Below are 14495 nucleotides of genomic sequence, written 5' to 3' on the forward strand. Positions count from 1 at the left end.
CTCCGTTGAGAGGTGAAGCGATCACAGGCCGATCTGGCCGGTGGGGTAGAAGCCGGTGAGCCACGCCACGATCAGCGTGTCGTACTGGAAGTAGGCGGCGAGCGCGAAGGCGATCACGACCACGCCAAAGCCCTGCTGCAGCCGCGGCGAGATGCGTGCGAGGCTGCGCACGCGCGTGGTCGCGGCCTGTCCGCCATAGGCGATCGCCAGCATCGGGATCGCAGCGCCGATCGCGTAGGCCACCAGCAGCGTGCCGGCCCAGGCCAGGTTCTTCGAGGTTGCGACCAGCGTCAGGATCGAGCCGAGCACGGGGCCGGCGCAGGGCGTCCAGACCAGGCCGAGCGTAGTGCCGAGCACGAGGCCGCCGAACGCGCTTTCGCGCTGCACGCCGCCGGCGGCGCCGAAATTGAGCCAGCCATTGAGCCGGATCGACAGCCACTCAAACGGCGCCGGCCACAGCATCAACAGGCCGAAGCCGATCAGCAGGATCGAAGCCGCCTCGCGCAACACATTCGGATCGAAATCGAATGCCCGCGTCAGCGCGCCGAGCAGCAGCGCGACCGCCGAGAAGGAGACGACGAAGCCGAGCGCGATCATCGCCGGGCGCAGATGCGACGTGCGCCCGATCGAGGCGCCGAGCAGGATCGGCAACATCGGCAGCGTGCAGGGTGCGGCGATGGTGAGGATGCCGGCGAGGATAGCGAAGAGGAGTTCGAGCATGGGGCACTCGTGATGGGGGTCACGAGGGCAGTTCGGGATGGAGGCGGGAATCGTTACGCGGCGTCACACGTTCGTGACGGGAGCGACCCTACCTACCCCCCAAATACAAAACGACCCGGAGGGGGGCATCCCGTCCGGGTCGCTGGAGGTCTTGGGAGGTTTAACGAAACCGTATGTGAGCTTTATAGGGACGAAGTTTTTCCGCCCCATGTTGTGGTTTGTTTCATTTGTTTCGTCGGCGGTAACTCTTTCGTGTCCCGGGATGGGGCCGGTAGTCCGGCCCTATCCCATTGAAATCCTTGGCCTCAGGCGGCGAACCGGTCGACGCCGCAAGTCTTAAGCAGATCGGCGAGCTGCTTGCGGGCGTAGAACATCCGGGTCTTCACCGTGCTCTGGGGGATGCCGATGATCTGCCCGACCTCCTCCACCGACTTCTCATGGTAGTAGACGAGGGTGATGATCTCGCGATGCGCCGGTGACAGTTTTTGCACGCAGGCGCGCAGGATGGCGCTGGTGTCGCTGCGGTCGAGCGAGGTCTCGGGCGTGTCGTTGCCGTCCGGGATCTGCCGCACGTCCTCCTGGTCGATGTCCTCGAACCGGCGCTGGCGCATCGCGGTCAGCGCCTTGAAGCGGGCGATCGACAGCAGCCAGGTCGAGACCTGCGAGCGGCCCTGGAACTGGCCGGCGGTCCGCCACACGTCCAGGAACACCTGGCTGACCAGGTCTTCCGCCGTGGTCGCGTCACGCACGATGCGCAGGATGAAGCGATAGACGCGCACGTTATGACGGCAATAAAGGATGTGCATGGACGTCCGGTTGCCGTCGGCAATGCTCTCAAGGAGCATGTCGTCCGAGGTCGCCTGAGCGGCAATGATGCCCTGGCTGGCTTGGGCGTTGATGGCGATGACGTTCGGCATTGACTTAGCTCCCCGTAGCGCCGCAACCGAGCGGCGTTTCCTTGGATCAAAGTGTTAATGAGCCAACGTTTCGGGACGTCTGCACGAAAAGCGGAAAATGGTTTCGTGCGCCGCCAAATTGTTTCGTCGGAAAGGCCGCGACGAAACATTCGAGGCAAAAAGGCGTGTAATTTCAATATGCGGAAAGTACTGGTGTGCGGATTTGGACTGGGAGGAACGAATTTCCGGGGCTTGCGTTTGGTCGCGCTACACCCTTCGCCGGGACGACGGCAGAGGGATGCCGCGTCCCTTACGCCTTTTCGCCCGCCGGCGAGAACAAATAGCCGCCGCCGCGGATGGTGCGGATCACGGCGGGCTTGGTCGGGTCGGGCTCGATCTTGCGGCGGATGCGCATGATGCGCAGGTCGACGGCGCGGTCGAAGGCTTCGGCGTCGCGCGCATTGGCCAATTCCAGCAGGCGCTCGCGCGAGAGCACACGCTTCGGATTGGCCGCAAACACTTTCAACAGCCCGAATTCGGACGCGGTCAGCGGATGCTCGTTGCCTTCGTCGTCGCGCAAGGCTTGCGCTTCGAGATCGAGCCATTTGGTGCCGAAGCGCACCAATTGATCCTTGTCGGATTTTGCCGCCGCCGTTTCCGCCGCCGCGACCTTCACCGGCGCGCTCCGCCGCAAGACCGAGCGGATGCGCGCCATCAGCTCGCGCAGCTCGCAGGGTTTTGCGACGTAATCGTCGGCGCCGAGCTCGAGGCCGACGACGCGGTCGATCGGGCTCGCGGTCGCCGTGAGCATGATGACGGGAACGTTGATGCGGCTCTTGAGGTCGCGAATGATCGAGAGGCCGTCTTCCTCGGGCATGTTGAGGTCGAGCACGACGAGGTCGGGCATGCTGCCGTCGATCGCGGTGCGCAAGCTCTTGCCGCCGTCGCACAGCGTCACGGTGAAGCCGTGCATCTTGAGGTAATCGCCGACCATCTCCCGAGCCGGGGCCTCGTCGTCCACGATCATGATGTGCTGGCTTTGTGTCATGTCACTCAGATCTCGGTACTCAAATCACGGCATCTCGGTCGCGGGCAGGGTGATGGTGAAGGTCGAGCCCTGGCCCGGCCCGTCGCTTTCGGCGGTTACCTCGCCGCCATGCATGTCGATAATACGCTTGACGATGGACAACCCAAGCCCCGTCGAGCTCTCGCCGCCGGTCGGTTTTGCGGATAGCCGCTGGAACCGGCCGAACAGGCGGCCGAGATCCTCCGGCGACAGCCCGGCGCCCTCGTCGCTGACGCGGATGACGGTGTTGTTGCCCTCATGCGTGACCGCCACGGTGATCTTGCCAGCGATCGGCGAGTATTTGATGGCGTTGCTAATCAAATTGTCGATCGCCTCGCGGATGCGGTCGGTGTCGCACATGGTGACGATGTTGGCCGGCGCGGTGACTTGGATGGCCTGCTGCTTGTTGACGGCGAGCGGCTGATTGGCCTCGGCGACCTCCTTCACTAGGGCCGCAACGTCGACCGGCTCGCGGCGGATGGTGATGTCGAAGGCGTCCGCCATCGCGTCAGAGATCAGATGATCGACCATCGTGGTCAGGCGCTTGGTGGCATCGCGGATGTGGTCGACCTGGGCGACCACGCCGCTCGCCGACGCGCCGGTCGAGATCAGCTCCTTCAGCATCTCGGTGCGGCCGAGGATGACGCCGAGCGGGTTCTTCAGATCGTGCGCGACCGTGCCCAGAATCTCGTTCTTGAAGCCGTTGGCGCGCTGCAGCCGCAGCCATTGCGCCGAGAGCCGGCGATTGGCCTGCATCAGCGCGCGGGTGCGCTGGGCGACGCGGTCTTCCAGCTGCGTGTTGGCGTCCTGGAGCTGCTGGTAGAGGATGACGTTGTCGAACGCGATCGAGAGCCTAGAGGAGAAGATCTCGACCAGCGAGCGGTCGGTCTCCGACAGGTCACGCTCGGACTGCAGCAGCACCACGACCTCGCGGCCAGATCCGGTGCGCAGGTAAATCACGCTGCGATGGTCGGCGAATTCGTTCTTGCGGCGCTGGAACGCGTCCTCCACCAGCTGGCGCAGATCAGGGTCGAGCGCCTTCGATGAGGTCGTGCCGATGAAGCGGCTGTAGCAGCCGCTGCCCGCGAGCACCGAGAGCTCGGGATCGACGCCGCCATTGTCGCGCAGGACCAGTATACCGGCGCAGTCGACATTGAGCAGCGAGGCGAGCTGGGTCAGCACGCCCTCGGCGAGCCGCTGCATCGACTTGAAGTCGTACAGTGTGGATGCGGCATCGATGATGATCTCGAGCCCGCGCCGCGTCTGCACCATGCGCTCGAGCTGCTGGTAGGAGCGCAGCGCGGCGGTCAGCGAGGTGAACAGCTTGTCGGCGGTGAGCTCGGTCTTGGCCTTGTAGTCGTTGATGTCGTACTGCACGATCACGCGCCGCTCCGGCGCCTGGCCTGGCTGTCCGGTGCGCAGGATGATACGCACGGTCTCGTTCTTGAGTACGTTGCGGATGTATTCGACCAGCTCGAGGCCCGCGACGTCGGTCTCCATGATGACGTCGAGCAGCACCGCGGCGATGTCGCTGTGCGCGGCCATCAGCTTGCGACCTTCCGCCGCGGAATGGGCGGAGAGGATTTCCAGGCCCTGGCCGTTCAAGCTGTAGTCCGAGAGCGCAAAACGCGTGCCGTCATGCACGGCCGAATCGTCGTCGATGACGGCGATCTTCCATTTCCGGGCGTCCATATCCTCCGACGCGGTACCGGTGTCGTCGATCAGGTGGAGGACATCGTCCTGTTCGGCCATTGCGAAGTCCCGTCGCTTTCTGTGCTTTGCGCGCCGCCCTTGGCGATCCGCGGCATGATAATCCGAAAGGTAGTGCCTTGTCCCAGCTTGGATTCCAGCATCATCCGCCCGCCGAGCTGCTGGGTGACGAGGTTATAGACGATATGAAGCCCCAGTCCCGTGCCACCTTCATTGCGCCGGGTGGTAAAGAATGGGTCAAAGGCCTGGCGCTGCACGTCGGGGGTCATGCCGGCCCCGTCATCGGCGAAGATGATCTCGATATCCTCGGTGCCGCGCGGCTTTGCTGCGATCGTGATGGTGCCGGCGCGCCCGTCGGCGAAGGCGTGGTTGGCGGCGTTGAGGAACAGATTGGTCAGGATCTGGCCGTAGGAACCGGGATAGCCGTCGAGCAGGAGCCCCTCCGGCACGTCGACCTGGAGCGTGATCGGCGAGCGCTTCAGCACGGGCCTCAAGCTCGCGATGATCTGGTCGGTAGCTTCGCTCAATGAGAACTGCCGCCGCTCGGCATGGGAGCGGTCGACCGCGACCTGCTTGAACGACTGGATCAGCTCGCCGGCGCGGGTGAGGTTGGCGACCAGTTGCTGCGAGGCGTCGCGCGAGGCCTGCACGAATTCTTCCAGCTGCGAGCGGCGCAGGCCGCCGTCGCCCTTGAGCTGGGCTTCGAAGATCTCGCTGCGCCTCGCAAAGCTCGAGGCCACGGTCAGGCTGATGCCGATGGGGTTGTTGACCTCATGCGCGACGCCGGCGACGAGGCCGCCGAGCGCTGCGAGCCGCTCGGCGTCGATCAGATTCTGCTGCGCGGTGTTGAGCTCGAGCAGCGCGCTCTCGGCCTTTTCCTTCGACGCCCGCAGCTCGTCCTCGGTCTGGCGCTTCGCGATCGCATTCTCGCGGAACACCTCCACCGCGCGCGCCATCGCCCCGACTTCGTCTCGCGCCTTGGTGCCCTGCACCTCGCGGCCGAGATCGCCCAGCGTGATCGCGCGCATCGCCGCCATGATCTGCTGCAGCGGCAGCCGGATCGACAGTGCGATCAGCACGCCGGCAGTCAGGATGATGCCTAGGAAGATCACGGCGATCGACAGCACCCGGCGCGAGATATCCGCCAGCGTGCGGTCAAACGTCTCCTGCGCCTTCTGCTCGCGCTGGCGCATTTTTGTCGAGAGGTCGTCGATGGCGCCGATCGCCTCGGCCTGGCTGGCGTCGATGGTGTTGCGCAGGAGTTCGGTGCGGCTCATCAGCTGCTCGGAGAGCTTTGCAAAGCCTTCGCGCAGCGCCATGGTGCGGGCGCTGAGCTTTTGCAGCGCCATGCGCTGCAAATCGTTGTCAGCCAGATCGATCATGACCGGAATGGTCGTCTCGATCGTCTCGGTGTTGCGGCGCGCATCGTCGGCGGCGCCGGGCGACAGCGACAGATAATAGGAGTTGGCTGCGACCAGCATCGCCGTGAAGGCCTCGCGCGACTTGCCGAGCGAGGGCCAGATCAGCGCGTCGCGATGGCCGGTGGCGCCCTCGATGATGGAGTACAGGCCCGCCATGTCCTTGGCCGGGCCCTGCACCTGCTCCTCATAGGTCCTGGCGATGGTCGCCTGCACGCTGCGCAGCTCGCCAAAGCCGTTGAGGAAACGGTCGGTGGTGCGCTCCAGCTCCTCGACCGAGCCCGACAGCATCGGGTCCTTGGCGGCGCGGTCGGTCAGCGTGCCGAGCACGGCCTCGCGCAGCAGCAGGATCTCGGCGAACAGGTCCGGGCTCGGCTGGTTGATGTAGCGGTGGATCAGGTTCTGCAGGCGTCCGGTCTCGCTTTCGAGCAGCGCCAGAATGCGATCGGATTCGCGCACCTGGCGGACGTCGTCCCAGGCCGAGCCCAAGACCTGCGCGCCGTTCCAGATCATCGCCACCAGCACGATCACCACGGCGGAGTTCAGCGCCGCGATCGACAGGATGCGCCAGCGGATCGGCACCGCCCGCAGCAGGCCGACCAGCCGCGCACGCATCCGCCCGATCGGGCCGTGCGGCCGCTCTGCGAGTTCGCTGTGTCCGGGCGCGATCAAGCAGCCTCACTCCACCTTGCGAATGCGTTCGATCAGCGCGGCCGCGGCGGGATCCTTCGCGGCCTTGGCATAGATGGGCGCCATCGCGTCCTCGAACGGCTTGCGGTCGATGTCTTTAATCACCGTGATGCCGGCGGCCTCGGCCTTGCGCTGCGACCGCTCCTCGAGATCGCGCCACTTCTCGCGCATGAACTTGCTGGAGCGCAGCGCGGCTTCCCTGAAGATGGTCTGGTCGTCGGCCGATAGGCTGCGCCAGGCCTTGAGCGAGATCACCAGGACCTCCGGGCTCATCGTGTGCTCGGTCAGGGTATAGTAGCCGGCATATTTGTAATGGTCTGTCGTCACGAAGGATGGCCAGTTGTTTTCGGCGCCGTCGATCAGATGGGTCGCGAGCCCCGTGAGCACCTGCCCATAGGGCAATTCGACCGGCTCGGCGCCGAGCGAGCGGATCATCTCGCTCATCAACTCCGATTGCTGCACCCGGATTCGCAATCCCTTGAGATCGGCGATGCTCTTCACGGGGCGGACGGCATTGTAGATCGAGCGTGCTCCGGAATCGTAGAAGGCGAGCCCGACGAAGCCATAGGGCTCGAAGCTGCCCAAAATCTCGTTGCCGATCGGCCCGTCCAGCACCTTCTGCATGTGCTCGATCGACCGGAACAGGAACGGCATGGCGAGCACGTTCATCGCCGGAACGAAATTGCCGATCAGGGCCACATTGGTCCGGTTGAGGTCGATCGCGCCAGCGCGGGTCTGCTCGATGGTCTCCTTCTCCTCGCCGAGCTGGCGGGAGTGAAACACCTTGATCTCGTGCCGGCCACCGGTGCGCTCGGCGATCAGCGCGCCCATGTAGCGCAGCGCCTGGACGGTCGGGTAATCCTCGGTCTGGGTGTCGGCGGCGCGGAATTCGCGCGCAGCAGCTCCCGTCGCGCAGATGGCGAGCAGAAGCGCGACGAAGATCACCCCGGTCCGTGAGAGTTCGGCACGGTTTAGCACTGGCACACTCAACCCCTCAGAGATGGAGTCTATGGCGGGACAAAAAGGTTCAATGCAATCTAAAGCGTTTTCAAGCGAAGTGGATACCGGTTCGCGTCAAGAAAACGCGTCAAATCAGGAATCTGGAGTCCGTCCCGATCGGAACGGGCTCCAGCAGATGATTATGGGAAGGCCATCTCGCCGGGGGCCCCGGAGCGATTGTGCGGCGCAGCCCGCCTTCATTCCCGGTTGAAACCGCTTGTGCCGCGCCTTAAGCAGGGTGCGGTCGCCTTTTGCCGCTTGATCCGGGAAGAGCCATCGTGACTTCAACATCGCGCCTTTTGCAGGTCGCCGCCGCCACCCTGGCCCTCGCCTTGAGCTGCGAAGCGCACGCCGCCACCGACATCGCGTGGTGGCACGCCATGTCGGGCGAGCTCGGCAAGCAGCTCGAAAAGCTCGCCTCGGATTTCAACGCCTCGCAGTCCGATTACCGCGTCGTGCCGACCTACAAGGGCAACTACACCGAGACGGTGACGGCTGCGATCTTCGCCTTCCGCTCGCGCAGCCAGCCGGCGATCGTCCAGGTCAACGAGGTCGCAACGGCCACGATGACGGCAGCCAAGGGCGCGATCTATCCGGTCTACAGCATGATGCGCGACATGGGCGAGCCGTTCTCGCTCAACGACTATCTTCCGGCGGTCTCCGGTTATTACACCGATGCGAGCGGCAATCTGCTGTCGTTCCCGTTCAACTCGTCGACGCCGATCCTCTACTACAACAAGACCATGTTCCGCGACGCCGGCCTCGATCCCGAGACGCCGCCGAAGACGTGGCCCGAGCTTGGCGCTGCTGCAAAACGGCTGCGCGACCGCGGCGCCGTCTGCGGCTTCACCACGTCCTGGCCATCCTGGATCCATGTCGAGAATTTGTCGGCGTTTCACAATCTGCCGCTGGCCACGCGCGCCAATGGCTTTGCCGGCCTCGATGCGGAATTGACCATCAACAACCCGGTCGTCGTGAAACACATTGCCCAGCTCGCCGAATGGCAGAAGACAAAATTGTTCGACTATAGCGGCCGCGGCCAGTCGGCCGAGCCGCGCTTCCAGAACGGCGAATGCGGCATCTTCATCGGCTCCTCGGCGACGCGCGCCGACATCAAGGCCAATTCGAAATTCGAGATCGGCTACGGCATGATGCCGTACTGGCCCGACGTGAAGGGTGCGCCGCAGAATTCCATCATCGGCGGCGCCACGCTGTGGGTGCTGCGCGACCGGCCGCGCGAGGAGTACAAGGGCGTGGCGCGGTTCTTCGCCTATCTGTCGCAGCCCGGTGTGCAGGCCGCCTGGCACCAGAACACAGGATACCTGCCGATCACCCGCGCCTCCTTCGAGCTGACGCGCGCGCAAGGCTTTTACGAGCGCAATCCGGGCTCGGCGATCTCGTTCGAGGAGATTACGCTGCATCCGCCAACCGAGAATTCGAAGGGCATAAGGCTCGGCTCCTTCAACCTGATCCGCGGCACGATCGAAGAGGAGCTGGAGCAGGCCTTCTCCGGCCAGAAAAGCGCGCAAGCCGCGCTCGATGCCGCGGTCGTGCGCGGCAACAAACTCTTGCGCCAGTTCGAGCGCGCCAGCCCTGAGCGGTAGCGGGTGGGATGGAAGCCTGGTTACTTGGAGCACGAGACCTTTCCACATCGTCATGGCCGGGCTTGTCCCGGCCATCCACGCCTTGGCCGCGGCTCGAAGAACGTGGATGCCCGGGACAAGCCCGGCCATGACGAACTCAAACGTATCAAGCGCGCGATGTCGATAACACTACCTCACTTCGCCGACGCGCAGTCCTTCCGCGCCTTTCGCTCCGATCCGCCGCAATGGCTGCCGGTCGCGCTCGACATCGTGCGCGGCCACGGCATCGACGTCAGCGCGCCGCATGTGTTCTCGACCGGCACCAATCTCGTGGTCGGGCTCGGCGAGACGCTGATTCTGAAAATTTTCCCGCCGCTGCTGCGTGCGCAATTCGTCTCCGAGCGGGGCTCGCTGATGCAGCTGAAGGGCCGGCTTCATCTGCCGATCCCCGAGATCGTCGCGGAGGGGATGCGCGACGGCTGGCCTTATCTGGTCATCACGCGCCTCGCCGGCACGCTCGGCTCGGAGGCGTGGCCGCAACTCGCGGAAGCGCAGAAGGAGCGCGTGCTGCGCCAGATTGGCGAGACCATTGCCGCCGTGCAGCGCGCGCCACTCGGCCCGCTCGCGCAAATCGAACCGCGCTGGAGCGACTTCATGCGCGCCCAGATGCAGGGCTGCCGTGCGCGGCACACCCGCCTCGGCCTTGCGCCGAAATTCCTGGCCGGCCTCGACGATCTGCTGCGTGACGCCGCGACGCTGATCCCGATGGACGCGCCGCCGGTGATCCTGATCGGCGAATACATTCCGGAAAACTTCCTGCTCGCCTGCCACGACGGCGACTGGTCGCTCGCCGGCCTGTTCGACTTCGGCGACGTCAGGGCCGGGTGGCGCGATTACGATCTGCTCGGCCCGAGCGCCTTCATGTCGGCGGGCCGGCCGGGGAGGGTGCGCAGCCTGCTCCAGGGTTTTGGTTACGAGAAGCTGGACTACGCGCTGAAGCGCCGCCTGATGGCGTTGATGCTGTTGCACCAGGCCAGTGACCTCAACAGCCACATCTGTATCGAGGGCTGGCAGGACAACGCGGACGATCTGGTCGCGCTGCAGGAGTTGATCTGGGCTGAGTAGGAGAGCGAAGGTCGGCGTCCCAACCACCGTCGTCGTCCTGGACAAGCGCAGCGGAGCGGAGCGCCGATCCAGGACCCATTACCCCAGGGAGGAGTCATTGCGCGAGGTTGGTAACCACGAGTCTTCGCCAAACCACTCCCTGGGGTAATGGGTCCTGGCTTTCGCCAGGACGACGGCTGAGGTCGACGAATCGCCCATCAAATAAGCCGATGCAAACAGTAGTCTATTTTATGAGCAAATTAGCATCTTTGTATGCAATTCCCATAGCCTGAGCGTTTGAGCTTCGCCCGTCAAACTCTTTGCTTTATTAGTAATATCAATGCATTAAGCCGCAGGTAAGGCCTCATTAAGCCTTGGCACGAACCTTGCGAATCCAGTTCCAACCAGAAACTTTTTGAGTTGGAGCATCCTCATGAAGCGCCGCGATTTCCTCAAATCCGTCTCCGGATTGGCCGCCGGCGCGGCGCTGCCGGCGATGCCACAGGTCATCTCCTCGGCCTATGCCGATGCGCGCTCGGAGACGCTGCTGATCGTCTCGGAGGGCGGCCCCAACAATCTCGACATCCATGGCGTCGGCACCAACGTGCCCGGCTATGAAGTGTCCTGGAATTGCTACGACCGGCTGATCAGCCACGAGATGAAGGTCGGTCCCGGCGGCGTGCCCTATTACGACCGCGACAAGTTCAAGCCCGAGCTCGCGGAGGAGTTCAAGATCGACGACATGTCGGTCACCTTCAAGCTGCGCAAGAACGCCAAATTCCACGACGGCACGCCCGTCACCGCCAAGGACGTGAAGTGGTCGCTCGATCGTGCGGTCAGCGTCGGTGGCTTCCCGACCTTTCAGATGAGCGCGGGCTCGCTGACCAAGCCGGAGCAGTTCGTTGTCATCGACGACCACACGGTGCGCGTCGACTTCCTGAAGAAGGACAGGCTGACGGTCCCCGACCTCGCGGTGATCGTGCCCTGCATCGTCAACTCCGAGCTCGTCAAGAAGAACGCAAACGAGAAGGATCCCTGGGGTCTCGAATTCACGAAGCAGCAGACCGCGGGCTCCGGCGCCTACAAGGTGACGAAGTGGACGGCCGGCACCGAAGTGATCATGGAGCGCAACGAGGATTGGGTCTGCGGTCCGCTGCCGAAGATCAAGCGCGTGATCTGGCGCATGGTGCCGCAGGCCGGCAACCGCCGCGCACTGCTGGAGCGCGGTGACGCCGACATCTCCTATGAGCTGCCGAACAAGGATTTCCAGGAGATGAAGGCGAACGGCAAGCTCAACGTGGTGTCGCTGCCATTCTCCAACGGCATCCAGTATATCGGCATGAACGTCACCAGGCCGCCGTTCGACAATCCAAAGGTCCGCCAGGCGGTGGCCTATGCGCTGCCCTATCAGAAGATCATGGACGCCGTGATGTTCGGGCTGGCGAATCCGATGTTCGGCGCGCCCAAGGACAAGCCGACCGAAGTCGCCTGGCCGCAGCCGCACAAATACAATACCGACATCGAGAAGGCGAAGGCGCTGATGGCGGAAGCAGGCCTCGCTGGCGGCTTCGAGACCACGATCTCCTTCGACCTCAATTTCGCCGGCGTCAACGAGCCGCTCTGCGTGCTGGTGCAGGAGAGCCTTGCCCAGATCGGCATCAAGACCACCATCAACAAGGTGCCCGGCGCCAACTGGCGCACCGAATTGAACAAGAAGGAGATGCCGCTCTTCACCAACGTATTCTCGGGCTGGCTCGATTACCCCGAATACTTCTTCTACTGGTGCTATCACGGCAACAATTCCGTCTTCAACACCATGAGCTACAAGTCGGCGGAGATGGACAAGCTGATCGACGGCGCGCGCACCGCGGCTGCCATCGGCGACACCGCGACGTACGATGCCGACGTGAAGGGCTTCGTCGATCTCGCCTACACCGACATGCCGCGCATCCCGCTGTACCAGCCCTTCGTCAACGTCGCGATGCAGAAGAACATCAGCGGTTACCAATACTGGTTCCACCGCCGTCTGGATTATCGCGCGCTGGCGAAGGGGTGAGGCGTCATGCTGATCGTCGGCGACGCATCGGCACCTGTCCGCTTCGTTGATTCGAGTGAGGCAGCCACCACTCTCTCGCTCCCTCCCCCCTTGCGGGGGAGGGTCGGGGAGAGGGGTGGCCACAAACTCAGACCTTCGTTGGGGCTACCCCTCTCCCTAACCCTCCCCCGCAAGGGAGGAGGGAACGCGACGGAGTGCGTTGCGCGATCTCATTTCAAAGCGAAGCGCGAGAGGACATCATCATGCTCACCATGATCGGCAAGCGCCTGATGTTCGCGATTCCCTCGCTGATCGGCGTCGTCATCGTCACCTTCCTGCTGACGCGCGCGCTGCCGGGCGATCCGGCGGCGTATTTCGCCGGCCCCGCCGCCACCAAGGAAGCGGTCGAGCAGATCCGCAAAAAGCTCGGCCTCGACAAGCCGCTGATCGAGCAGTTCTTCCGCTACACCAACGATCTCGCGCATGGCGATTTCGGCAACTCGCTCACGACAGGCCAGCCGGTCGCAGCCGAAATTCGCAACCGACTTCCGGCGTCCGCCGAGCTGACACTGCTCGGCCTGATCGTCTCTATCGTCATCGCCATCCCGCTTGGCGTGCTCGCAGCAACGCGACCAGGGTCATGGGTCGACCATTTATGTCGCATCACCACAACCGCGGGCGTCTCGCTCCCCGTCTTCTTCACCGGCCTGGTGCTGGTCTATTTCTTCTATTTCCGGCTCGGCTGGTCACCCGCGCCGCTCGGCCGGCTCGACGTCTTCTACAGCGCGCCGCCGACGGTCACCGGCTTCTATCTGATCGACACGCTGATCGCGCGTGACTTCGAGGCGTTTCGCTCGGCGCTCAGCCAGCTCATCCTGCCGGCGACGACGCTCGCGATCTTCTCGCTGGCGCCGATCGCGCGCATGACCCGCGCCTCGATGCTGGCGGTGCTGGCGAGCGAATTCGTCCGCACCGCGCGCGCCAGTGGGCTATCGCCGACGACCGTCATCGTCACCTATGCGTTTCGCAATGCCATGCTGCCTGTCATCACCACGCTCAGCATGGTGTTCTCGTTCCTGTTAGGGGCCAACGTGCTGGTCGAAAAAGTGTTCGCGTGGCCCGGCATCGGTTCCTATGCGGTGGAAGCGCTGATCTCGTCGGACTTCGCGCCGGTGCAGGGGTTCGTGCTGACCATGGCGGTGATGTACGTGCTGCTCAATCTCGTGATCGACATTCTGTACGGCGTGATCGATCCGCGCGTCAGGTTGGAGGGCTGAACCATGAGCTCCGTTGCGCCTGCCGTTGAACCCGTTGGTCCCGCCCGCACGTCGGGACTAACCGCGATCCTCGAACAGACCCGCTACGTTCTCAGCGAGAACAAGGTCACGGGCTTTGCCTTCGCCTTGTTGGTCGTGATCCTGATCGCCGCGATCTTCGGCCCCTATGTGGTGCCCTATGATCCGCTCGCCTCCGACACCGCCGCGGCGCTGAAACCGCCGTCCGCAGCTCACTGGTTCGGCACCGACCAATTGGGCCGCGACATCTTCAGCCGTGTCGTGGTGGCGACGCGGCTCGATACCTTCATCGCGGTCGCCTCCGTCGTGCTGGTGTTCCTGATGGGCGGGCTCGCCGGCATCGCCGCCGGCTATTTCGGCGGCTGGACGGATCGCATCGTCGGCCGCATCGCCGACACCATCATGGCCTTCCCGCTGTTCGTGCTGGCGATGGGCATCGTCGCCGCGCTCGGCAACACCGTGCAGAACATCATTCTAGCCACGGCCATCGTCAACTTCCCGCTCTATGCACGCGTTGCGCGCGCCGAGGCGAATGTCCGCCGCAATGCCGGCTTCGTGCAGGCGGCGCGTCTTTCGGGCAACGGCGAATTCCGCATCCTGCTGGTGCACATCCTGCCGAACATCATGCCGATCATGATCGTGCAGATGTCGCTGACCATGGGCTACGCCATCTTGAATGCCGCTGGCCTCTCCTTCATCGGCCTCGGCGTCCGCCCGCCGACCGCCGAATGGGGCATCATGGTCGCCGAAGGCGCGGGCTTCATGGTGTCGGGCGAATGGTGGATCGCGCTATTCCCCGGCCTTGCGCTGATGATCGCCGTGTTCTGCTTCAACCTCCTCGGCGACGGCCTGCGCGACATCGTCGACCCCCAGCGGAGGACGTGATGACCCATTTTCCGCGAAAATTCTTCAACGATTCCAACGCCATTCTACTGTGCATGGGGTTGTTTTCGAGCTCTTTGAGTGAGGGGAGGTATCC

At 63.9% G+C, this 14495-nt stretch carries 11 protein-coding genes; 5 read left to right on the forward strand and 6 right to left on the reverse strand.

Features of this window, described 5'->3' with window-relative positions; translation table 11 throughout:
* Window positions 1-21 precede the first annotated feature (21 nt).
* The 6 genes from ACLFLU_RS03450 to ACLFLU_RS03475 form a co-directional block, all read right to left on the reverse strand.
* On the reverse strand, window positions 22-720 hold the full coding sequence (locus ACLFLU_RS03450; protein WP_426410960.1) for a cytochrome c biogenesis CcdA family protein: 699 nt from the start codon (window positions 718-720) through the stop codon (window positions 22-24).
* 305 nt (window positions 721-1025) lie between these two features.
* A complete protein-coding gene (locus tag ACLFLU_RS03455) occupies window positions 1026-1637 on the reverse strand; it encodes a sigma-70 family RNA polymerase sigma factor (protein WP_426410961.1) in 612 nt (203 codons plus the stop codon).
* 289 nt (window positions 1638-1926) lie between these two features.
* Window positions 1927-2664 (reverse strand): response regulator, encoded by a 738-nt coding sequence (locus tag ACLFLU_RS03460; protein ID WP_426410962.1) that lies wholly within the window; start codon window positions 2662-2664, stop codon window positions 1927-1929.
* Window positions 2665-2688: 24 nt separating this feature from the next.
* Window positions 2689-4434, reverse strand: a complete 1746-nt coding sequence (locus ACLFLU_RS03465; RefSeq protein ID WP_426410963.1) for an ATP-binding response regulator — start codon at window positions 4432-4434, stop codon at window positions 2689-2691.
* The gene (locus ACLFLU_RS03470; protein WP_426414207.1) at window positions 4404-6425 is read right to left on the reverse strand and encodes an ATP-binding protein; all 2022 of its coding nucleotides are present in this window, start codon (window positions 6423-6425) and stop codon (window positions 4404-4406) included. The genes ACLFLU_RS03465 and ACLFLU_RS03470 overlap by 31 nt, the downstream gene beginning before the upstream one ends.
* 63 nt (window positions 6426-6488) lie before the next feature.
* Window positions 6489-7484 carry a TRAP transporter substrate-binding protein gene (locus ACLFLU_RS03475; protein ID WP_426410964.1) on the reverse strand — a complete coding sequence of 332 codons (996 nt, stop codon included), beginning with the start codon at window positions 7482-7484 and terminating at the stop codon, window positions 6489-6491.
* Between the two features lie 314 nt (window positions 7485-7798).
* On the opposite strand from ACLFLU_RS03475, the gene ugpB reads away from it, so the two are divergent.
* The 5 genes from ugpB (at window position 7799) to ACLFLU_RS03500 (ending at window position 14401) form a co-directional block, all read left to right on the forward strand.
* Window positions 7799-9103: a sn-glycerol-3-phosphate ABC transporter substrate-binding protein UgpB gene (gene ugpB, locus ACLFLU_RS03480; RefSeq protein WP_426414208.1), complete on the forward strand. Its 1305-nt coding sequence runs from the start codon at window positions 7799-7801 to the stop codon at window positions 9101-9103.
* A 156-nt stretch (window positions 9104-9259) separates the two neighbouring features.
* A complete protein-coding gene (locus ACLFLU_RS03485; protein ID WP_426414209.1) occupies window positions 9260-10207 on the forward strand; it encodes an aminoglycoside phosphotransferase family protein in 948 nt (315 codons plus the stop codon).
* A 412-nt stretch (window positions 10208-10619) separates the two neighbouring features.
* On the forward strand, window positions 10620-12242 hold the full coding sequence (locus ACLFLU_RS03490) for an ABC transporter substrate-binding protein (RefSeq protein WP_426410965.1): 1623 nt from the start codon (window positions 10620-10622) through the stop codon (window positions 12240-12242).
* Window positions 12243-12484: 242 nt separating this feature from the next.
* Window positions 12485-13498 (forward strand): ABC transporter permease, encoded by a 1014-nt coding sequence (locus ACLFLU_RS03495; RefSeq protein ID WP_426410966.1) that lies wholly within the window; start codon window positions 12485-12487, stop codon window positions 13496-13498.
* A gap of 3 nt (window positions 13499-13501) precedes the next feature.
* Window positions 13502-14401, forward strand: coding sequence for an ABC transporter permease (locus tag ACLFLU_RS03500; RefSeq protein ID WP_426410967.1), 900 nt, complete (start codon window positions 13502-13504; stop codon window positions 14399-14401).
* Window positions 14402-14495 lie beyond the last annotated feature (94 nt).

It is taken from the genome of Bradyrhizobium ganzhouense (genome assembly GCF_049949285.1).
GTDB classification, from domain to species: domain Bacteria; phylum Pseudomonadota; class Alphaproteobacteria; order Rhizobiales; family Xanthobacteraceae; genus Bradyrhizobium; species Bradyrhizobium ganzhouense.

What these genes read in the sequence shown, in the direction of transcription:
- ACLFLU_RS03460 (WP_426410962.1), bottom strand. Translation starts at nt 2,664, where the DNA reads ATGACACAAAGCCAGCACATCATGATCGTGGACGACGAGGCCCCGGCT.
- ACLFLU_RS03455 (WP_426410961.1), bottom strand. Translation starts at nt 1,637, where the DNA reads ATGCCGAACGTCATCGCCATCAACGCCCAAGCCAGCCAGGGCATCATT.
- ACLFLU_RS03490 (WP_426410965.1), top strand. Translation starts at nt 10,620, where the DNA reads ATGAAGCGCCGCGATTTCCTCAAATCCGTCTCCGGATTGGCCGCCGGC.
- ACLFLU_RS03450 (WP_426410960.1), bottom strand. Translation starts at nt 720, where the DNA reads ATGCTCGAACTCCTCTTCGCTATCCTCGCCGGCATCCTCACCATCGCC.
- ACLFLU_RS03470 (WP_426414207.1), bottom strand. Translation starts at nt 6,425, where the DNA reads ATGCGTGCGCGGCTGGTCGGCCTGCTGCGGGCGGTGCCGATCCGCTGG.
- ACLFLU_RS03465 (WP_426410963.1), bottom strand. Translation starts at nt 4,434, where the DNA reads ATGGCCGAACAGGACGATGTCCTCCACCTGATCGACGACACCGGTACC.
- ACLFLU_RS03500 (WP_426410967.1), top strand. Translation starts at nt 13,502, where the DNA reads ATGAGCTCCGTTGCGCCTGCCGTTGAACCCGTTGGTCCCGCCCGCACG.
- ACLFLU_RS03495 (WP_426410966.1), top strand. Translation starts at nt 12,485, where the DNA reads ATGCTCACCATGATCGGCAAGCGCCTGATGTTCGCGATTCCCTCGCTG.
- ACLFLU_RS03485 (WP_426414209.1), top strand. Translation starts at nt 9,260, where the DNA reads ATGTCGATAACACTACCTCACTTCGCCGACGCGCAGTCCTTCCGCGCC.